The 22835-nt window shown below is 43.6% G+C and carries 1 protein-coding gene and 1 pseudogene; one reads left to right on the top strand and one right to left on the bottom strand.

Translation table 11 applies throughout. The annotated features are described in order from the left end of the window. Positions 1-74: 74 nt before the first annotated feature. Positions 75-635: pseudogene (locus J8L98_RS11980) on the top strand (histidine phosphatase family protein); the annotation flags it as partial. Positions 636-926: 291 nt separating this feature from the next. Here J8L98_RS11980 and J8L98_RS11975 read toward each other — a convergent pair. Beyond that, positions 927-22835: a non-ribosomal peptide synthetase gene (locus tag J8L98_RS11975; RefSeq protein ID WP_210996607.1), complete on the bottom strand. Its 21909-nt coding sequence runs from the start codon at positions 22833-22835 to the stop codon at positions 927-929.

Raw genomic sequence — 22835 nt, 5'->3', positions numbered from 1 at the left:
GTGAAAAAGATCTGTCTCATTACACACGCTGAAGCAACCCACTCCGTCGAGGGTAAAGTAGGGGGTGGTTTGATTCAAATTTAACGGACAAGGGCAAGGTTAAAGCGGCGTCTTTAGTGAAAAATATTGCGAGGTTGGGTTTTGAACTCGATACTATGACTGTGTACTGTTCAGATTTAACGCGTGCTGTGCAAACGGCTGAAATAGTCTTAGCTGACTCGAATTTGCCACTGAATCTAGACTCACGGTTGAGAGAGATGTCTTTTGGAACCCATGAAGGAATGTGCCAAAAAGAGCATGATAAAATTATCATACCAACAAGCCCGATAGGCGACCGTTTAGGGCATCGGATCTGTGATGGTGCAGAGTCTCGGCGTGATGTTGCCATACGCGTGGCTGATTTTGTCGACGAAATTATGCGTCTGGACGGTGATGCATTAGTCATCACACACGGTTTTGCTGCAAGCTTTGTCATAGCGGCATTTCAAAAGCTGGATATTGAAAGTATGGGACACCTTGCTTTTAAGTTAACCTCAGCTCTGGATAAGCGAATTTGCCCAATAAAGCTATTTTTCTCACTCTCGGCGTTGCTTTCATTTGTAATAGCCCGCTATTACTGTATAAAAGCGCCTTGATATTGAACAAAATATCATCATTGGATTGTACGTAAGTTTGTTTATAAAACATCTTCTATTCCAAAACCCTTATCCAAACCTGAGGTTAAGTTAACGCCCGGCAGTATATCCGTTTTAGTTGCCGATGACTTATTTGAAAATCGCACTGTGAGTCTTTTAAACGCTTAGCCAAGTTCCACCGTGGCATATTGGATAGTACCAAGGTTACTGGACCTGCGCTGATTTGGCCCGTTCAATGAAGTAAAAAATAGATTCAATAAACGGGCGGTTATTAATGACTATGATGACAGTCTATTGCCATAGAACTTTGTAGTGCTTATCTTTTTTCCACTGTTTAAAGTAGGTGTTAAACAAAGTGTCCCACTGAGGGAAATCAACATGGTAGGTATCGACGAACGCTAAGAAGTTGTCTTTGTGATAAGGGTCCATTGGCATGAGGTAGGTTTCAAACAGGTATTCGTCATATCCTGGGCGAGAAGACAATAAGCCTTGCATGATAATTTGCTCATGCTCATTCTTTATTTTAGCCACATACTCTACACACGCGTCAATAAAGTTGGCTTTATCACCATTAGTGAATGACAAATCATGAGCCTCTGCAAAGACATAAAATGCAGCTATGGAGAGAGGCGTTTTATTGGCAACGTTGAACACCTTGTTACGTTTTTGTGTGTCGTTCATGCCAAAAACAATGCTTTGAGCTGCTTTATCTACCGGGATCACATCAATTAAGTACGATGCTGTATCGTCACGAGCCGGCACACTGAGCATCATGCGCAAAATACGATGAAAAATATCGTCAGTGTTACCAATGCCTGTTGCGGATGAACCTGAAATTTCAGAAAAGCGATAAATGGTGTATGGCACCCCAGTCAATGATGCTTGTCTGATGTTTTCCTCTTGCACCCATTTAGATTGCCCATAACCGCTACAAATTAAAGCGGCATCGTCTACGTCGATAAAGTCTTCAATAGGGTTGATTGAAAAGTGTGAATTGTTCACCTGAGTACTGACCGTTGTGCTTGACACAAAGTGGATCATTTTTAACGTGTGTGTGCTGGCGATGGTCAGTAGCTCATTGGTACCACTGACCGACTTTTTAAAGGCAAAATAGGGTTGTATGTGATTGACATATGAGGCGGTATGGACAATATGTTGCACCTGCTTGCACAGCATGGCCCAATTTTTCTTGGATAGTCCTAATTGTGGTTGCTCCATATCACCTAAGACCGGCACAATACGATGCAAATCAATAGCGAGACGATAAGATTGGGCGGCTTGTTTAACACGCTGTTGTGCTTGCTTAACGGTATTGGCTCTGACTAAACAATAAATGATAGCGTCAGTTGAGTCTAATAACTGCTTAAGTATATGGCTCCCAAGAAAGCCAGTGGCGCCAGTCAGAAGCACAGACTTAATGTCGGCTTCGAATGCTATAGGCTGCGAGTCGGCTAAGTTAGGCAAACTGACCCCCGCATCTAATATAAAATCAGGAATAGTGGCGGTGCCACCGTTAACAAAAGAGTTATCTGAATTCACATTAAGTGCATTACGCTGATATATACGCTCAATCTCATCAATCAATGCCTGTATGGTGTTCATATTTTTGAATGCATCAGCCTGAATATCTATTTGTAATTGTGTTTTAAGTTGCTGAAATGTTTTTAGGAGCGAAATAGAATCAAAACCGTATTCATAGAGATCACAATCAAGCTCAAGTTCTTCTGCTGTTACGCCGATCACATTAGCAATAATGTTAACCACAATATCTGCGACGTTGTGTTGGCCTGAATCGGTGACGACGTCTTGGTGATTGACTGGCACTTTGGCTTTATTTGCAACGCGTTTGAGGCGCTGACAGGTATTTTGGTAAATTTTATCTTTATCATGGCTCATGACAACACAGAGCGTACTTTGCTCAGATGCAAGTAGGGTTGTCATATAGTCAAAAGCATCACACATAGTGATAAGGGCATACCCTTTTTTCTCAGCAAAGCCGTTTTCAATGCGCTTTAGTGCATCGTCTGAGTGCCAGTATCCCCAATTGATTGCTAGTGTTTTACCATGACGTTTGTTATTGGCAACTAAGGCATTTCTCATTGTTGCAAAGGTATTTTGAAAACCATTACCGTATGAATATGATAAATGATTCAAAGTGCCGAACACTGCCACCGAAGAAAACATTATAAAGAAGTCCAGTGGCTCGTCACTAAATGCTTCATCTAATAATCGCGAGCCGGACACCTTAACGGCCATCGACTGTTCAAAGTCTTTCCAGTTGTTCTCTTGCTCGGAAAATGCAGTACCAAGATGAAATAACCCATTCAGCGCAGAGTCCGTTAAGTGGTTTTCTTTTATTATTTTTGCGACCCGCGTCATGTCCTGCTCAACAGCTATATTGCAAGACAAATAGTGAATGTTACCAGGCAGTGCTGTAAGTGCCTCTAAGTCAGTTTGCGCATCATTTTCAGACTTGCGACCAAGTAAAATAAGCTTTGCACTATATTGCGTTAACAAATGTTGACTGAGCTTTTTACCGAGTTCACCCAGTGCGCCCACGATGAGATAGGTACCATTGTGCTTAAATTGTATCGAGTTGGGGATTAGGCTTTTTGCATCGCTGTTACTCGTCATAACGAGCTTTGATGATAGATCTGTTTTTACCAGTTGCGCACACAAACGGCGGTCACCTTGATATTGCACATAGTTAAATTGCTCGTCAATAGAGTGCGTGAGTACAGGGGCTATGAACTCTTTTAGCAATTGAGATTGCCAGTTCTGTGAATCGTTTTGGGGTACCGACGATGTCATGAATTCCACCATAGCCCACTGGTGCTTAGGGTTACGAAGTGAATAGCTTCTCAATAAGGCGGTGATATCTTCTCTGGCAGCACAGTGCTCAGATATAAACGAGGCATAAAATAGCTGGATTGGCTGTGAATCAAAGGGTTCAATTGCTTGAATAAACTGATACAACGGTTGTAGTTGTCTATTGACGTGATTTAAGTCGGCAGATTGACCAATAAAAAAGACAACGTCAGGTAGCGTTTCAGGTGTAAACCGGGCGCTGCTATTTTCAATATCATCAAATAGCATAGAGACGATACTGGCATTGTTCACGTCGTGTGTTGGTTCTGTATTATTTAGCAACTCATGCAAATACGTTTGTTCAAGTGCTGTTTGCGAAATAAACAACACACGCTGAGTCTTGAACACGTTTATGAGCTTTAGCAGCCAGTCAGTCGGACACGCTAATGGTGTATGTTGCCAATGGTTTTTTAGCACTAACCAAGGTGTTTCTGGCGTGTTAGTGGTGTTACTCACAGGCGCTATGTTGGTGTCATCACACACAGCCAGCTCCTTAGGGTGAATAAAAGGGGTCGTTGGTAAATGCATTTTCATTGGCGGCCGAGCAAGCTCACGATAAAGTGTAGGCCAGTTGATCTGTTTTGCAGTCAACCAAAACTGCGCAATGGCTTGCAAATTACCAGAGTTAATAAGCGTGATTAGGTCGTGGTCAGTGATCTTTTCTTTGTCAGCATTTTTTACTTTTGACGCTTTAAAGTCACCAAATTTAATCTTTGAGAGAGTGTCTAATAGTTGTGTGCTTAACCCATCTACAGACGATACTATCCAAGCAGCACGGTAGGGGTGATGTTTTCTACCAACCTGTAAAGTATACGCTAAACGAGTTAAATAGCTTTGAGCTGACTTAACTGCATCTGCATTGGATGTATCATGGTTTGATGCGGTTATAAAGTCATATAAAGTCTGAATTTTTGCATGTAGTGCAACTTCGCTGGTGGCAGAGAGTAAAACGATTGACTGAGCTGAGCCAGAAAGTTGCTCGCCATTAATTTTAAGGGAAGCAGACTTTGCAACTTGTTGCATGTGATGAGATTCAGTTTGGTAAGTTAGCTCAACGGGATCTTCATCAGCTAGGTATTCCTCTAATACAATGTGCGCATTTACGCCACTGATCCCAAATGAACTCACAGCGGCGCGACGGTTACCTTTACTGTGCCACGTGGCCTGTTCGGTTTGCACATAAAATGGCGAATTATCAAGTGCAAGGTATGGGTTAAGCGTATCGACATGCAATGAAGGTGCAAGCGTTTTATGCTTAAACTGCAACAGCACTTTAATTATTCCAGCAATACCTGCTGCAATTTCTAAGTGACCAATGTTGCTTTTTACAGAGCCAAGCGCGCATGGCTGAGCATGCTGCACTGCGCTGTTACTCATTGCGTGTTTAAGAGCTTCTACTTCTATTGGGTCGCCAAGCGATGTACCAGTGCCGTGGCATTCAATATAGCTAAGTGTTGTAGGGTCTATATTGGCGTTTTGCCATGCTTGTGTTAGTAATCTGGTTTGCGCTTTAGCATTCGGTACGGTAAAACCATGAGATTTACCACCATGGTTCACCGCAGATCCTAAAATTGTGCCGTAAATCGAATCGTTATCAGACTCTGATGCCGATAGTTTTTTAATAAACATCATTCCAACGCCTTCACCGCGCACAATACCATCGGCGTTTGCAGAAAATGCTTTGCAACGTCCTGATGGGGACAAAGCACCAATGTCGTTCATGGCAATAGATGCGTTAGGAGAGTCAATGATATTGACACCACCAACAATAGCTTGAGTACATTCACCTTGTTGTATTGATTGAATGGCTTTGTGAATTGCCACTAACGACGAGGAACACGTTGTATCAACCCCTTCGCTAGGGCCATGTAAATCAAGCAAAAAGCTCATGCGGTTAGGTGCGAAAGCAGATGACGTGAGCAAGCCATCAGAGTAATTAGACTGACAACCAATAAATACGCCGGTATTTGTACCAGCCAGAGACGTCGGGTCGTAGCCGGCATCCTCAATACATTTCCATACATGCATCATTAAGAGGCTTTCTTGTAACTGTATTCGCTTACTTTCCGCAGGGGCAATATTGAAAAACAAGGGATCGAAATGTTGTGTGCGGCTAACGCGCGCGAGCCAATTGACTTGCTCGGGCAGCTGTTTGCCGGTTGCGTTTGTCACCTCAGGCCAAGTGTAGGGCCCGACGCAGTCTTTACCTTGAGATAGGTTTTGCCAGAAAGTGTTTATATCTTTTGCTTCGGGGAATTCACCACTGACCCCAATAATCGCAATACGCTCGGAGGCTGCAACTTGCGCCGGTCGTTGCGTCACTTGCCCTTGCTTATGCGGCTCATCAGCGGTGTTTTGCTGGGTTGCGTCAGTATTGTCTAGCACGGTTACGCTGGCTAATAGGTCGGTTTCATGTTGCTCTAACAAGTGCATTAAAATGCTATTGAGTGTTGAGTGCATAAACAGCAAGCTCGGTGACAGGGATAGCTGGTACAATTTATTTAGCTGATTAATAAACGATATAAACACAATTGAATCAGCGCCTAAATCACCCAGGTCAGCATCAGGGTCGATGTCGCTTGCATCAACACCGAGTAAAGAAGCTGCGATATAGCTTATATCTTTGCGTAATTGTACCGATAGCTCGGTTTTATTGGAAAAGCGTGGTGTGGCCGTGATTTTGGTGGGTGTTTCAGTTGCTTCGGTATAGGTGTTTGAGTCCGTCATACGAGCGTGATCTTGTTGATACTCAACGACAGTTTGGGTCTGACTGAATGCTTGATAAAATGCAGTAATCCCCGCAGCCGTTGGCATAGGTGAAAACCCTGTTTGAGTCAGCAGGGGGGCAAATTGAGGGTTGATTTTCATACCACCATCTTGCCAGTATGGCCAATCAATGCTGCAACTGTTTCCGCTGCGTAACCCTTGACTTACCAGTGTATGGCGATAATGCATATAGCTGTCTAAAAATGCGTTTGCAGTTGCATAGTCAACTTGCGTTAAAGCGCCATTAACGCCGCTTAAACCGCTAAAACACACAAAGAAATCTAATGGGAGGTCTTGAGTTGCTTCATCAAGGGCTATCACCCCTTTAACTTTAGGGCCTAGGACGTGCGCAAACGTGTCATGATCTTTGTTTATAAATAAACCGTCTTTCACTACGCCAGCCGCATGAATAATACCAGAGAGCTTTTTAAATTCAGTGAGCAGGTCTCTGACGAGCAAAATAACCGCCATTTTTTTCGTTACATCCACCTGGTAGTATTTGAGGCGGGTGTTTGGGTGTGCTAATGCCGCTAGCTGTTTTTGTACATGTGGGTGACTGCTTGGCTTCGTCCCCGTTGTGATCACGGTTCTATGACCTGCTTGACGATTGAGATCATGAATTAAATGCGTACAAATACCTCCTAGGCCACCGGTTATTAAGTATACGCCTTTGTCTACCCATGGTGGTTGTGACGCCGGTGTTGGGCACAGGGTTTGAACTGGGTGGTAATCCAGAATATAGCGATTACAGTGTCCATTCTCTATTTGGTAGCGGATCACATGATCATCACTGTAAAGGTTGTTGGTTATATAAGGCGTGAGCAGGCTCTTCACGACAGTGCTGGTCGATACGACAGCACTTTGTGTGGTTTCATCATCAGTTTCAGCACGATATGTATGATCACTTAATAAAGCACTATCCAGCAAAATAAGCTGTGTTTTGAGTGTTGGGCATTCTAAACTGACCGTTTTCAATAAACTGTGCAGGCAAAAGTATACGTTGGACTGGCTTGAGCTGGCGCTTGTGGTATTGCGGTCATTGAGTACCAATTGACATACGGCTGCTGTTTTCGACTTAGCAATCCCTTTGAGTATGTCTAACAACTGGGTCGCATATGCTTCTACTTTTTGCTCAATCGTATAATGACTACAAAGAAGTGACTGTGTGATTGCGCCGTTAATATTAAATTCAGGGACTTCACAAAAAACCACATGATGTTGAGGGGGGATTGGATCACTTTTGGACACATTTGAAGGGGGTTTAGCGACCCATGTTGGTGTTTTCAATTGCAAAGCAGTTGTATCGGTGTTCTTGCTGACGCGATTTTTTGATTTATCAAAGTCTTGCTCATTCAGAACAGCAGGCCTTTTTGGATCAGTAATCTCATTTAGTGCCGTGTTTTTTAGCCCTGAATGGTTTAGTTGACTATGCTGCAACGCATAGGCTTTTAATGCAAAAGGTGCAGTGGGTAAACTCAATTTCGAAACTTTTGCACCTTGATATAAAAACTGCCAGTCACTAAATCCAGTTTTAAGCCAAAGCTGCAAAATATCGTCATATGCATGTTGCGCGAAAAGATGTGTTAACTCATTTTGCGTAATACTCATTGCGTCCGTATTTATTGGCTTATCCAAGGTGGTACGATGTAAATGGTTTTGTAATTGGGTTTTTAATTGCGTTAAAGAAGACACCACAAAACCAGTACGATGTGCCATGACTTTACGGCCAGTCTGTAATGTATACGCGAGATTTACTCTCTCTTTCTCGCTTATCAGGGGTGAGTTGAGATGGCTCAGTAGGGCCGCCATTTGCTGTTTCAATACCGGTGCACTGATAGCTGAAATCACCACAATACTGGGTTGTTGTATTAAACTGCTATGGGCAATATCTGTTGTATTCGTGTTGTTGGGCACGTACTCTTCCAAAATGGCATGTGCATTGGTGCCGCCTATCCCAAATGAACTTACCGCGCCGCGTCGAGGTAAATAGGGAGTGTGCCAGTCTTGGGGCGTGTCGATTATATAAAAAGGTGAGTTAGCTAAATCGATATGTGGGTTTGGCGTATTAAAATGCAAAGACGCTGGCAGCTGTTTATGGTGCAACGACAGTGACGTTTTAAGTAATCCTGTTAAGCCAGCTAATGTATCTGTATGGCCGACATTAGATTTTACCGCTCCTAAACCACAAAACTGCTTATTTTGCGTGTATTGCTGATAAACCTGTTGTAAGGCGCTAAACTCTATTGGGTCACCTAAAGCCGTTCCTGTGCCATGGGCCTCAACATAACTAATACTTTCAGGGTTAATATTCGCACTGCGAAGTGTTTGCTCTATTACCGTCATTTGGCCTTTAATGCCTGGTGCAAAAAAGCCAGCCTTATCTTTTCCATCATTATTGACTTTAATGTCCCTGATCATACTGTAAATGTTATCAGCATCGTTGACAGCATCATCAGCGCGTTTAAGAACAATGACTGATACGCCGTTACCGCCAATCATACCATCGGCATGTTCATCAAATACTTTGCAGCGAGCATCAGGGGCAAAGTTTAAGCCTTTTTCGTATTGATAACCGGTATAACGCTGCGGATACAAACAAGCTGCCCCAACAATGGCATAATCTATTTCTTTTGCTTTGAGCGCCGTGCATGCCAAAGCAATGGCCGACATAGATGATGAGCAGTTGGAATGCACGAATAGGCTTGGACCTGTAAACCCTAAATGGTAAGACAGGGTTGTGGGCAGTGTGCCGGGTTGGTTAAGTGTTGAGGCAACATAGTCTTGAGCATTTAGAATGAACTGGTCATCTTTGATTTTATCATGCAAATTTAAGTCAGGCGTATCGGTGGCAGAAGCGCTGATATAAACCCCTGTATTTGGAATATTATCGCAATTGTAGCCCGCATCTTCGACTGCTTTCCAAGCATGAAGTAACAACTGACGCTGAGAATAGCTCATGGTTTTGGCATTTTTTTCTGAAATATTGAAAAACGCGGGGTCAAACAGGTCTTGCCCTTCAACCCATGAGTCTAACCAAGTGATTGGTGATGCTTCACTGGCTTCACTCAGCCTTTTAATGAAATCTTTGCCTTGAATGAGGTTTTGCCAAAATGCTTGGTGCGTATCTGCATCAGGGTAATGGCAAGATATCCCAATCATGGCAATGCTTGAAGCGTAATAGGCAGGGGAAGGTGAGCTAGCTGGCGGCTCAGTAGATGGCCCTGTTAATGATTTGGACGATTGTTCATTTGTTGGTATATGTGCTGTTGCACCCGTGTTATCGCTTTTGGTATGTATTCCCTGACGATCATTTTGGCTTGGCAAATTAAGACTTGACCCAACGAGGTTAGTTGCTTGTAACACAGGATGAGTGAGACCGTTGTCTTGTATATGTAAGGCCATCGCTCGAATCGTACTGTATTGAAATATATGAGTAATTGAAAACTCTACATTCAATTGTGCCGCGAGTTTTGCAGATAACACATTTGCAAATAAGGAGTTACCCCCAACCTCAAAAAATGGGTCATCAGCGCCAACGTGGTCAATGTCAAGTACATCTAACCAAATTTGAGTAATGCTTGTTAGCAATTGAGACAGAGGCGCTAGGTGATTGATATCAGAGGCTTGGGTAACTTGGTTGCCTAGCGTCTTAACGGTGGTTGATGCGGTGCGAGAGTTTGCGACACGTGCCTCTGCGTAGGGCGTTTTATCGTTTTTAGCGAGATCGCATAATGCATTTTTATCAACTTTACCATTCGCCGTAAGGGGAAACTTATCAACAAACATAAAAAATGCGGGCACCATATACTCGGGTAAACAACGCTGTAAGTCGCCTCGAAGCGTAGTGACAGGTATGGGCCCTGTCGTAATAAGGTATGCAGTTAACACATCACCGTGTTGTTTATGCTGTGTGAGTACGTATGCATCGGTCACATAACTGAGGCTTACTAGTGCATATTGTACTTCTCCTAATTCGATTCGATGCCCACGGATCTGCACTTGGTCGTCACTTCTTCCGACATACTCAAGTAGTCCATGTGGATTTAAACGTGCAAAGTCTCCGGTACGATATAAGCGAATTGGATGTGACACATCCGAGCAGCTGCTTATTGCAAGCGAGACAAACTTTTTAGCGGTTAACTCAGGTTGATTTATATACCCTCTCGCAACACCGGTACCAGCCACATACATTTCACCAACCACGCCCTGTTTAACCGTGTTTTGTTGCTCATCCAATAGATGGATCTGATAACCAGGTAATGGTTGACCAATGATGCTTTTATCACTGTGCTGCGATACCAGTTCGGAAGTTATTGTGGCAGCTGTAACGTGTATGGTGGTTTCAGTGATCCCATACATGTTGATCAATTTTGGCATGGGCTCGGGTGACGAAAACCAAGGCTTCAAACGTGATAGGTTGAGTGCTTCACCGCCGAATATAATTGTGTGTAAGTGCGATGTTAGAACGGGGCTCGCAGTAAAAATATCCATTAAGGGGTAAAAAGCAGACGGCGTTTGATTTAAAACCGTCACTTTGTGCTCAGCAACAAAATCTGCAAAGGCTGTACAATCTTTTTTGGTAAAATCATCAGCAACGACTAATTTACCGCCATTGAGTAATGCCCCCCATATTTCCCAAACGGAAAAGTCAAAGGCATATGAGTGAAATAGACACCAAGTATCTAGTGCTGAAAAGTTAAACAATTGCTGGCTGTTTTGTAGAAGCTGTGTGACATTTTGGTGTTCAACAAGCACGCCTTTAGGCTGCCCTGTAGAACCTGAAGTGTAGATGATGTATGCCACATTACGTGCATCCACAAATATCCCTTTATTAGGTGTGGTGTGCATGAATACCGTGTCACAGGGCTTGCTCGAACACTCAGCACTTTCTATTAGAGCAGTGTCGAGCGATATAATTTGAGCTGCACTGATACTGAGCCTTAGTGCATTTTTTAACGTACTTTCATGGGCAAACGACAAAGCAGAGTCGATTAGAAATAACGCTGGATTTGCATCATTTAAAATAAATTCAGCTCGCTCTGGTGGTGAGTTTGAGTCAATCGGCACATACGCTGCACCTGTTTTTAAGATGGCTAAAATAGTCACTATCAACTCTAACGAGGGTGCTGCACACACAGCTACGCGTATATCTTGCGTTAGACTGTGCTTAAATGCATCTTGGTTGCGTAAATAAACAGCCAAAGCGGTGGATTTTTGACTCAGTTCGCCATACGACACCTTACGCTCCGCAAAAATGAGCGCGGTATTGTGTGGTGCTGAAATAGCCTGTTTTTCAAACAGGTCGACGATACTCATCGGTGATGATGAATATTGAGGGGGCGTTGTGTTGCCAACGTTTGGTACGCTGTAATTATTGGCAGAAGCGCGTATTTCACGTGTGTTAGCCGCGAGCGCTGTATTGACAGAGTACTCGGCAATGGCTTTATCATGGGCTCTCGCACCCGCAGTTAAAATATCGACAATAAGGTTTTGATACGTTTGCGCGAATTGCTCAACCGTTGTTTGATGGTAAATCGCTTGGTTAAACTTAAACGTAGCCCGATATTGGTCTGATATTGGGGTAACTTCTAAACTTAAATCAAGCGCAGGGTTTTGTTGAAACTCGTCCCATACCGTATTCACCAGTGCTTTATTGCGATCAAGCCATGAGCTTTGAACAAAGTTATGATACGCATAACCCACTTGAAAAATAGGGTGGTGAGAGACATTTCTCGGTGTACGTATGGCACTGACAATGTCAGAGAACGGATATCCGCTGTGGCGAATGATGGAGTTTAATTTATCTTGGTTGCTCAGTGCTAATTCAACAAATGTGCAAGATGTGTCAATGGTATTGCGCAAAGGCAGTTGATTAACGAATAGCCCTAACGATTTACTCATGTCTGTTGTTGGACGATGTAAAACAGGGATACCAATTAGCATTTCTTTCGAGTGACTAAAATGCTGCAATACTAACTGATACACGGTTAAGAAAAATACTGATGCACTCACGCCAGTTTGCTTTAAGTAATTATCAATCTTACTGTGAGTGTGGGGGGCAATGGATACATTCACCCCTGAAACATTATGGGTGGGCATTGGTGCAGGGGGTTTTACATGGTTTAGTGTCATTACGGGCAATGTACCTTGCAGTTCATTTTGCCAAAAATGCTGCATGATGACACCTGACTCACTGTTTAGCATGGCTTTTTCCCATTCTAAGTAGGAGAAAAATCCTAAGTCAGGTTCCGGTGCAGTGAGTACTTGATGGTTTAGCGTGTGCGGTGCGTGCGTATTAGAGTGCAATAGTTCGGTATATGTACTCATCAGTAATTCAAGAAACAGACTGGCTGACACGCCATCAATGATTATGTGATGGAAGACAATGACCATTAAGTCCAGAGAATGTCCATTGTTGTTAACATGCCAACAACTGGCTCTAATGAGTAATTGCTGATTCAGCTCGAAGGGAATATTTATCGTATTATCAATCTGTTGAATTAACTCTGTTTTAGAGCCACAGTGTGCTAGATGCGTACTAATTATTGGTGTCAGGTCTAATAAGGCTTGTGTTGGAAAGCCTTCAATTTCGCGCATTGATACGGTCAAAATAGGGTGCTTTTGGCATACCCAATCGAGCGCATTTTGCATCGTTTGTACATTCACATCGGCAACTTCAAATACTAAAGGGACATTATTGGCAGTTAAACTTGGTTGTTGTTTTTGTTGTAACCATAGGCCTTGTTGTGCTTTTGATAATGCCATTGTGCCCTGTAATTGCGAAGCGTCTTTACTGAGGTTGATCTTTGGCGTTGCTGTTTGATGGTGTGATGAACACACTTGATGTGTTAACAGATAGGCATTTAGTGTGTCGATGGTATCTACTTCAAAGAGCAATGCCGGTGGTAAGGCTGAGACACTCAAAAACCCGTCTGATTCTATTCTTTGTGCGATAGACATGAGCATAATTGAGTCAAACCCCATTTCGCGGAAGTTTTCATGTATGTCTAAATCACTCGGTGGGATCTGAGTGATATCATAAATGACGGATTTAAGATATCGCATGACTTCTTCACTGCTTTTTTGTGCTTTTGAATTGGCATGCTCCTCACCGTTGTGTGGTGCGCTGTTAAGTGTACCATTCGATGACGCGGTTGAATTTGGCCATATAGGCTGGTGCCATAATTGGGAAAGTTTGTCAGGTTCACCATATAAAAAACAATGTTGCGCAGCTTTACTTGCATGAGAGAGCGCTTGATAAAAAGCATGAATGCCCGTTTCAGTTGGGAGTGGGCAAACGCCTTGTTTGCGTAACATTGAAAGCGTTATGTCGTCAATTTGCATGCCACCATCACACCATAAAGGCCAATTAATCGACACACTGATGCCTCGGCGTTTGCCTTGTTTTTCTAGCGTACGTCGATGTGACATAAACAGGTCTACAAAGGCATTAGCGCTGGCATAATTGGCTTGACCTAGATTACCCAAAACCCCTGCAATTGACGAAAAGCACACAAAGAAATCAAGGTCTAGCGTTTTACTTGCTTCATCTAGCGCAATAGCGCCGGAGACTTTTGGGGCAAAGACTTCATTTAAGCTGGAATTGTGATCGTTTGATGCGTTATTTGTGCGTTTTTTCTGTATAAGGCAGTCTTTTATGACCCCTGCACTGTGTATAATTCCCGTAATGGTGCCATGATTCGAGCTTATTTGGCTGAGCAATTGCGACACACTACTTACATCACTGATATCGGCGCTGACGTAGTGCACTCGTGGCGCGTTGCTAGTTTGACCCGAACGATATTGTGCGTTATTCAGCGTATTGAGCTGGGCATTGATGGTATTGTTTAGTGGCGTTCTACCAATAAGAATGATTTGACTATTGGCGGTATTATGCAAAATTTCTTGTGCGAATATACATCCGAGTTTTCCCATTCCTCCTGAAATGACATAAACCCCATGCTCTTTCCAAGGTGTTTGCTCATCATTGTTCGTTGTATCAGTACTATCATCGCAGTTAACACCGATATAAGTGAGTATTGAACGGTTATCACCGTGGTAGCGTACTATGTTGCTGATAGAGGTTTCGTTTACGCCAAACAAGGTATCAATTGAATTATCAATCGAGTTACCCCGTGTTTTAACATGGGAAACGGCAAGTTGAGGCAGGGTCGCTTCATGATTTATCTTAGCTATAACCGCTTCTTCACTGAATGTGGTGTAATGACCTTGAGGGTTTTCATTTGGTTCAAACATGATCAGTTGAGTGTGCAGCTGAGTATACTCAAGTGACGCTGTTTTAAGTATCCCAGACAACGACAGCAGTAAGTCAGAGCAAGAGAGCCGTGATGCTTGAGCGCTATCATTGATCACCAGTTGTAATAAAGTAGGAGACGTGATTGGGCTCAATGAGTGTAAGTAATCTAACAGTTGCGAGGCATAACTTTGCACCAGGTTTTGTGCAATGATGTGCGCGTGGTTGTTATCTTGAAATGCGTCTGTTGTAGCGGTATTTAGCGCATGCAAATGCAGCACCGTAGTATTGTCAGCTATCATGTTACGGGTATGAGACTTAAGCTGAGCATCACCCACCGTGATGATATGACGAATGTTATGTGTTGGGCGGTGCGCGTATGTTTCACTGCGGGTTTGTGTTATGTCAGCAGCAACCCATTGTGGGATGTAATGCAGCAAGTGGGCTGCGGCGCTTGTTAAGTATGGTGTTTTATTCTCTTTTTGCCCGCTATGTCGTGTATGAGTAAAGTTGCTCGTTTGATAGTTGTTATCAGTGTGAGGCTCTAAGCCAAGGGCTGTTGTTGCACTAGCTGCCACCATCTCACTATTAGGCGGTGTGATATGGTCCGCTTTATCACAGACAACATGTTGCTCGTTTCTTTTCAAGGTTAATTGAGGAGAGTGAGCATTAGGCAGCCAGTGCCGCTCTTTTGCAAACGGATAACTCGGCAAGCGTATTGTATTGGGGGTGTGAGCTCCATAGAGCAAATGCCAATCGATTGGTGCGCCAACCACCCATAATGAGAGCAACTTAGTATACTCTCGCTGTTTGACCCAACGGTTAAAGTCACTGCTATCTAAGGCTGATAGAATCGTTTTTCCCTGCTTTACTTCCCCTTTTTTCCAAAGACCCTGTTCTTTATGAATAAAAAGGTGTAATTCGGCTTTGATTTGTTCAGTACTTGATGCCACAAACCCCATACGATACTCCATTTCTTCACGTGCAATCTGGAGTGTGTATGCAATGGCTTGACAACATTGTGTGCTGTTCGCGTGTATCCAATTATGTAATTGTTGCGCTTTTTCTCGCAACGAATAGGGGGTTTTAGCCGATAAATTGATAATGAATGGTTGTGATGCACTCATCACAGTCGCTATCGGTTGTGGTGTAAACTCCTCAACAACCAAATGGGCATTGGTGCCACTGAATCCAAACGAACTTATCGCAGCTCGTCGCTTTTGACCCACATCCACATGCCAATCTCGCACTTGTGTGTTCACAAAAAATGGTGAATCTTGCCAATTTATATGCGAATTGCCGATGTTAAAGTTAGCCGAAGGTGGCAAGGACTTGTGCTTCAGCGCAAGGAGGGTTTTGATCACGCCAGCCACACCCGCGGCAGTTAAACAATGACCTATATTGGTTTTAACAGAGCCTAACGCACAAAACGCTTTTTTTTCGGTATCGTGTCGAAACGCGCGTGTTAAAGCTTGAAATTCAATGGGGTCGCCGAGCTTTGTGCCTGTCCCATGTGCCTCAATAAGACCAATGGATTCAGGGGGAATATTAAAGCGATTATAGAGATCACGATGCAGTTTTTCTTGAGACACTGAACTGGGGGCGGTAATGCCACTGGTTGTGCCATCTTGATTGGTCGCTGAGCCTAAAATAACGCCATAAATGTGATCTTTGTCGGCAATGGCATCAACTAAGCGTTTTAATATCAATACGCCAACCCCTTCGCCGGGGACAAATCCATTCGCTCTGTCGTCAAACGTATAGCAAGTACCGTCAGGGCTTAACATACCCGCTTTCCCCGCATGTTTCGAGAACTTGGCGGTGCATAATGTTGCGACTCCACCAACAATGGCACTAGAGATTTCGTTATTAACCAGCGCCTGACATGCCATATGAATGGCCACTAAAGACGACGAGCAAGCTGTATCCACAGCGATGGCTGGACCTTTTAGGTTTAAAAAATATGATACACGAGCCGGAATAACCGAGCCGGCATTCCCCCAAAATATTTGAGCAGGCGCGTCATCAGGCGCTAAACTCGCATAATCTCCTTGAGCACATCCAAGGTACACCCCAATATTTTTACCCGCTACCGAAGTTGCCATATTGGCATCATCCAATGCTTTATAACACTCTTGTAAAAATACCCTTTGCTGAGGATCCATGTACATGGCTTCTTGTGGCGTAATTGAGAAAAATCCAGCATCAAAAGACGAAATATCATCGAGTAAACTGGCATAACGACACCACGCTTGCTCTTGTTCTGCGAGGGTATTGAGACTCCAACGCTGTTGTTCTACCACAGAGGTTTGTTGGTTTTGGATCAGAGACCAATATTCATCTAAATTTGTTGCTGTACCAAATTGACCGCTCATACCGATAATGGCAATTTTGTTATCCATATCAGGGTCTGGTGCCGGTGGCGAATGCGTTTTCTCAGCTCTAAAAGCGGTTTTGTTTGATGGCGTTAAATCAATTGAATAAGGCTTTCTATATGTTTTTTTGTTGCTTATTTCGCCCATACTGGCTACTGAATTCGTATTGCCGTTAATAATATTGTTGTTTGGGTCAGTCTCATTTACATGTGCTTGTGGTGCACAGTCCGGTAATTGGTGCGCAAGATGGGTGTGATGCTCTGTGGCGATGTACTGACTCAATGACGCAATAGAAGGATAATCGAACAGCAAGGTTGCAGGTAAACTCAAATCAAATTGTGCATTAATATCGTCTAGCATTTGTATCGCTAAAATGGAATCAACACCATAGTCAGCAAACGATTCTTGGGAATCTAACTCGTCTTGTGGTATCCCCAAGGTGTTGCTAGCAATAGCAAACAAAGTTTGCGTGGTAAAAGTGAGTGTGCGCGAAGCAAGCGAAGTCGTGTTATGTGTATCGGGCATAGCCATGGTGTTTTCTTGGTTGTCAGATCTGGTTGGAGGTACTGAGTTGTTAGTTTGTTTATTATTTGACTGAATTGTGTCGACGGGCTGAACGATTTTCCCATTACTGCGCGCTCGAATAATGTGTTGTGCAGAGCTTTTGTGAGTTGACACATGGATATGTGTAAAGCCTTCTTCAGCCAGCACTTGCTGCCAACCCTCAACCGATAGCATGGGTGACCCATCAATACGAAGTGCTTTATCTTCGCTTAACCACCAGCCTTCAAGTAAGCCAAACGTAAGTTGGGTAAATAGCGATTTTTCAACGACTTCGTTAATAATTAACGCCCCACCAGGCTTTAAACAGGCCTTGGCATTTTGTAGTGTTGTTCTAATATGCGCCGTTGCGTGCAGAACATTGGTCGCAATCACCACATCGTAATACGCCAATTTAATATTTTGCGCTGCCAGTGGTTTACTGACATTAAAATATTGCGTGTGTAAGAATGGGTAGTCATTTTGAAAGCGTGCTTTTGCGTGATTAAAAAATGCTTGGGATAAGTCGGTATAGGCGTATTCACCTACAGACCATGCATCTAAAATAGGCAACACTGCGTGGGTGGTCCCCCCCGTGCCAGCGCCAATTTCAAGTACATTTATAGTACTGACGTTAGTATGAGTGAGGTAATGCTGTACTTGTTCAACCAAAACGCGATTGGCATAGTCGGCTTGGGCATTGTTTTGATAGACACTCTCTACTAACGTTAATTTACCCTGTGGAAATACCACATCAGTGGCCTTTTGATTACCGGATAAAATATCCGGCAATTGCGCTAAACAAGCAGCAAGGAGCGGGTTTTGTGATGCAAGCGCCTCATTGTATGTGTCATCTAGTATGTCGGTGTTAGCTGGTTCAGCACTAACAATTTCACTATTGACAAGCAATTCAGCGTCAGTTAAATATGTTTGTGTTTCTTGCCACCAGAGGCTGAAGTGCGCAGGCAGTTGGCAGAGGGCAGCAGTGCGTTTATCTTCAGTATCCCACTGGGCTTTTGTAAGTGCATGACGCAACAAGGCAAGTATTTGAGTATTGTCTGTGCTGGGGTTACTTACATCATAAGGTACACGTGACGTGAATGTATTAGACAGAGCGTCATTAACCAATAAAGACTCATCAGCTGAATAACTATAGTGTTTTGTCATGTGAGTCAGTGTATTTTGCGCGAGCTTAATGACCCCAACTTGGGCGAGGGGAGATTGCATAAATTGCGCTAACGCCTGCATTCCTTCATCAACCTCAATTGATCCTATCCCTTGTTTTGCCATTTTATTTTTATAAAACGCATCGCTGACTATGCCAATTGATCCCCAATACCCCCAATTGATCACTTTAATGGGCATCTTTTGGGCGTAAGACTGTGCGAGGCTATCGAGGTAGTGACAACCAGCCGCATAGTTACTTTGCCCTGGCGCAGGAGAGAATGATTGAAGGGATGAAAAAAACAAAAAGAAGTCTAAATCAATGTCTTTGAATAGCTCAAGCGCAACGTCACCCGTTTGTTGTTTAGCGTGATAGCTGCTGATAAATTGCGCTTCATTCATTTTCGCGATACTTTGATCATTGAGCTGCAAAATAGAATGAATTACGCCGTGAATGTGTTTAAATGTGGCGTTTATATCATTGAGTACTGTTTGCATTGCGCTCTTATCGCCGGCATCAACGCTGTAATATACCGGTGTTTTACCTAGATTACTTAATTGCGTTAGCGCGCGTTGAATATCGTTGTTTTTTTCACGACGGCCAAGCCAAATAAGCTGAGCATCATAGGTGCGAATTAACCATTCGCTGAAGGCGTATCCAAGCCCACCGGCACCGCCTAAAATCACATATACCCCATTTTGACGATACGCACATTGACCAGATGTATTCGGGAACTGAGCTGTCTCCTGTGTTACACCCATGCTTTGATAGTGGTGTGATGCAATATCAAACGCATACCATTGGCTGCTGCGATAGGCATAAAATGCAGGTGCCAGAGTGACTACTTGTTGCCACAGGATGTCGGTTTGGGACACGGGTGAACAATCAAATAGATTGGTAGGCATATCAACAATGGTAATATGCCAAAGCGGGTATTCTTGGGCGATACTTTGCAGTAATCCAATCAGCCCTGCGCCTTGTGGATTAACTTGCTCACAATGAACACGTTGGGTTTGTAGTGTCATTAAGGTGATGGTCAGTGCTTTTTCACCGTAACCCGAACGGAGCAGTGATTTAATGTACTTAAAAAAAGCCAAAGGATCGGCGAACTCATCACGCGCAAGCCAAATAAGGTGATTCGATAAATGATTTAGATGTACGGCTGTTTCACTGTGTTGTATGTCATTTTGAGTGTTATTAGCAAAGGGCGGTTTATACTGAGCAGGGCCTTGATAATCCCACAGTGTCGCTTGCAAAAGGTCATTGCTAAGTGGCTTTTTAACGTCATCAAACGCCGTAATAACCCAACAAGGTGTAACCGTCGCAAGTATCTGAGCATTAGGGGCTTGATTAGTGATATCTGATGACGGCAAGCTTGTTTCAAGTACATTTTCTGTAAGCTTAATGTCAATAGGCGCTGTTATTGAACGCGTAGAAAACCCCGTAAAACGCACGCATGCTTTCGCATTTTCTGTGTATATTGTGAGGTTGAATTTTTTGACTGAGTCGCCATTATTTGATGTTTTTGTCGCGTGAACCCATAACATTACCTGTGTATTTGTCGAGTTTTCACTGTTAGAGGTGGGTTTATTGTTTGCTGAAAACGCCTCCGATAAAGCGGCAATATCAGTAAAGGCAGTATGCTCTAAGGCAAAGGGTAATGCTAACTCTTCGCTATCAGAAAATGCCATGAGTGATTGTAAGGCACTGTCGAGTATGGTTGGTGATACGTTAAAGCCTTTACAGTAGCACTTATCAAGTAATAATTGAGCAAGTAATTCGTCACCTTGCTTTTGAATTTTATGCAGTCCTTGAAAGGCCGTGCCATAGTTGATGCCTGCTTTTTCAAATATGTTGTAAATTTCTGTTTTTGTGTGTTCAATTAGTTCAGGGTGGGTTGCGCTATCTTTAAACGCAAGACTCGGCCAATGAGCCTTCGTTGACGACGTGAATAAATTGATGGAGGCCGTGGGTTGCGAGAGTCGATTGGTCAGCAGAGCCTTCCCTTTAACATAGACCTGCGGGTTGTCATCTAAATGACTCCACAGTTCAAATGTGAGGGTGTTCTGGTCTTCCCATAATGATAAGTATACGCTCGTCTGTGGGCTATGCTCTTCAAGAACGATAGGACGCAGCCAGCTAATATTTTTTAATTCTACGATGTGATCGGCTGTCATGTTATGTGACTGACGAATGGCCTCGACTATCATTTCCAAGCTGCACACCCCTGGCAATACTGCTTGATGATTGACTTTGTGGTCTGCGAAGAAGAATTCTTGGCCATTAAATGTCGCAGTAAATACCAGTTCATCCATGGCAGGCACCGTTGTGTGGAGCAATGGATGAAGTGTGTGTGTGCTGTTCGGGATTAATTTTTCGACCGACTCGGTTTGCGTTATCCAGTATTGTTTGTGCGAAAAAGGGTAACTGGGTAAGCTAACTCTAGATGGAGTAAAACCAGCATACAGGGTTTCCCAGTCGACTAAGTACCCGTGAGTCCACGCTGTTAACAATGCCGATAAATCTAGGTGTGAGCGTGCGTCTGAGTGAGGTTCTGGCCAAGGTTCAGCCTGAGTCAGTGTGTGTTTATCTACTATATTTTCACACCAGTGATCAGGGGTATTTGTAAGATAAGCATGAAGTTGCTGCATGGCCTCAGACAACGAAGAAGCAACAAATCCGACACGATATGCCATGGCATCACGACCAACTTGTAAAGTATAAGCCAAGTCTTGTATGGTTAATTGCGCATTGCTTTTATCATCAGTTAAAGCTTCTTCAATAAAGGCCAATAACGCAGAAGCCCGCTGATGTAATGCACGCTTGTTTTTGGCTGATAACACAAACACGGATTGAACGATGTTTTCGTGATCAACGACACATGGCACTGCAGTATATGCGGGAGGCTCTTGTAAAATGATGTGGGCATTGACGCCAGCAAAACCAAACGATGAGACACCTGCAATACGTGGCGAAGCTGATTTGCGTGGCCATGGCGTCGATTCAGTGACCAGTTCAAATGGTGACTTAGCGAGGGATATTTTGGGGTTAAGCGTGGTAAAGTTTTGTAGCGGTGAAATGGCATTGTTGGCGAAGCTCAATAGTACTTTTATAACACCGGCAATACCCGCAGCCGACTCAAGATGACCAATATTGGTTTTTACGGTACTTAAGTAGCACGTTGACTCTTTGCTATTTTTCGCTTTTGTGGCTCTAAATGCACGCTTTAAGCCTTGAATTTCAAGCGGATCCCCTAATTTGGTGCCCGTCCCATGCAATTCTACAAACGATATTTGATCTGAGCTGATCCCCGCTGACTCATGGGCTTGTTGGATCACCCGAGACTGAGAAAATGGGCTCGGTGATGTGAGTGTGTTGGTTTTACCGGAATGGCCAATACTGCTGCCCTTAATGATGCCGTAAATGTTGGCATTGGCTTCACGTGCTTTGTCGAGCGGCAACAATAGAAGCATGCCAAGGCCTTCACCGCGAACGTAACCATCGGCATCGGCATCCAGTGTTTTACAGCGACCTTTGGGGGATAATACGCCGAGTTTACTAAATGATACATATCGACTTTTGGTGATCAGTAAATTAACACCGCCTACCAAAGCGGCCGAGATATCATTGGTTTTAAAGTCGTTGAGCGCTTTGTGAATTGCCACCAAAGAGGAAGAGCAGGCGGTATCTACGGTTTCGCTTGGCCCCTGAAAATTAAAGTAGTGAGAAATACGATTTGCAAATACGCCGGTCGACATGCCCGTTAAAAAGTGAGGGTCAATGTTACCCGTTGCAAACTCTTGATAATCGGTGTTGCTACACCCTAAATAAACACCTGTTTTGGTATTTTTAAAGGTTGAAGGAGATAAGCCCGCATCTTCAAAGCAGGCCCAAGCCAATTCCAAACTTAAACGCTGTTGTGGGTCCATACTTTGCGCTTCTGTTGGCGATATAGCAAAAAAGCTGGCATCAAAGCCGTCGATGTTGTCAATGAACCCGCCCCATTTACTTATTATTTTTTGTTCATGTTTTTTAGGAGCAGGATCATAATCTTTTTTCCAATCCCAGCGTTTTTTTGGGATCTCTGTAATACTACTGACTTTGTTGTTTAGGTTGTGCCAAAACTGCTCTTTTGTGAGCGCACCGGGAAAGCGAAGAGACAAACCCACAATTGCAATATCTTGAGTAGAGTGGGTGTTAACGGGTGCCGATGGTGTTTGGGTATCTTTCAT

Source organism: Pseudoalteromonas sp. MMG013 (genome assembly GCF_018100885.1).
Lineage (GTDB): Bacteria > Pseudomonadota > Gammaproteobacteria > Enterobacterales > Alteromonadaceae > Pseudoalteromonas > Pseudoalteromonas aurantia.
This window is presented reverse-complemented; position numbering and strand designations above follow the sequence as displayed.